Source organism: Vibrio sp. 1562, from assembly GCF_033340155.1.
Classification (GTDB): Bacteria; Pseudomonadota; Gammaproteobacteria; order Enterobacterales; family Vibrionaceae; genus Vibrio; species Vibrio alginolyticus.
This window is the reverse complement of sequence record NZ_JAWOVY010000084.1, coordinates 1-1,299: the sequence shown is the minus strand read 5'-3', so window position 1 is coordinate 1,299 and position 1,299 is coordinate 1. Positions and strand designations below refer to the sequence as shown.

Genomic DNA, 1,299 nt, shown 5'->3' with positions numbered 1-1,299 from the left:
CTAAATACTCGCGCGCGGTTTCGCTGCCCATATAACGTGCCAGCGTTTTCTCAGGCACATCGCGTAAATCCACTATAATCAATCCATCCAGTGCGTTGTTAAACGCCGGATCGACGTTAAAACACACCAACTTACCATTCAAACTCAAATATTGGCGCAGTAATACCGGAACGCCTTTGCCTTCGTCAATTCGAGCGATCACGCGAGATAGCAGCTGTAAATCTCCCAATGCGGTTAGCATGCTGGTATTCCAGTTTAAGTTGGTTTCTGGCAGTGGGTTTGACGGAGTGACGTATTCGGCGCAGTCGTTGTCGTAGTGGTGTAGGGTCATCGATTGTGCCAATAATTGACGCGCGGTATGGCTGTAATCGTTGCTGATGCTCACTGGGCCAAATAAGTGCGTGTATTCAGGATGTTGATGAACAAAAGTCGCTATGCCTTTCCAGAGTAAGAGTAGGGCACTCATGCTTTTTTGATATTGCTCGGCAATCACAGAACGACCCATTTCAATCGACTTGCCCATTTGATCGAGAAAGCGTTGGTCATAGTTGAACAAGGTGCGCGAATACAATCCTTCTACGCCATATTTCGCCAATAATTGATCAACTAATCCAAGACGGTAAGCTCCTACCATGCATTGGTTCTCACGATCCCACACAAACAGGTGCAGGTAATCATGATCGAAATGATCGATGTCTATCGCTTGTCCGGTCCCTTCGCCAACTTGACGGAAATTATGTTCTCGCAAGCGGCCAATTTCATGCAGGAGAGATGGGATCTGCTGCGCACTGGAACAGTACACGTCGAACTCGCCATTTTGAAGCAATTGGGTTTCTGCCGGTAAGCTGTGCAGCTCTTCAAGTAATTGGCCTATGGGTAACCCTACCGCAATAGGTAAGAGATCATTGTCTGAGACCGTTTGCTGAGTGGTACTTACATCGCGGTTAAGCAGGTAGGTGTTGAGCCTCAGATAATTGACGATCTGATCATCGTTGAGGTTATTGAGTTCTTTAAACTTGATTGCTTGCCCAAAGGACAACTCAATGGTTTTTGCGCTCTTGTTGAGTAGCTCTCTTCCTAACATCAAGGTGCGTAAAAGAGGGTGGATTTTACCTGCCATGTAGAAGCGTTTTGAGTTCTGCCCACTAATGAAGATGGGAACAGTGGCGGCTTTGTTCTTACGAATTAACGCACTGACACTGCGGCTCCATTCTTTGTCTTCTAAACGCTGTTGTTTGGCATCCACCAACTTTGACACTTCACCCGCAGGGAAAACCAATAACAAGCCGCCATTCGCAA

Annotated in this window: 1 protein-coding gene; it reads right to left on the bottom strand. The window is 46.8% G+C overall.

Going from position 1 to position 1,299, the window contains the following annotated elements; all coding sequences use genetic code 11:
* Window positions 1–1,299, bottom strand: a 1,299-nt coding sequence (locus R7Z49_RS23310; RefSeq protein WP_318112110.1) for a lysophospholipid acyltransferase family protein, incomplete at both ends; no start/stop codon positions are given.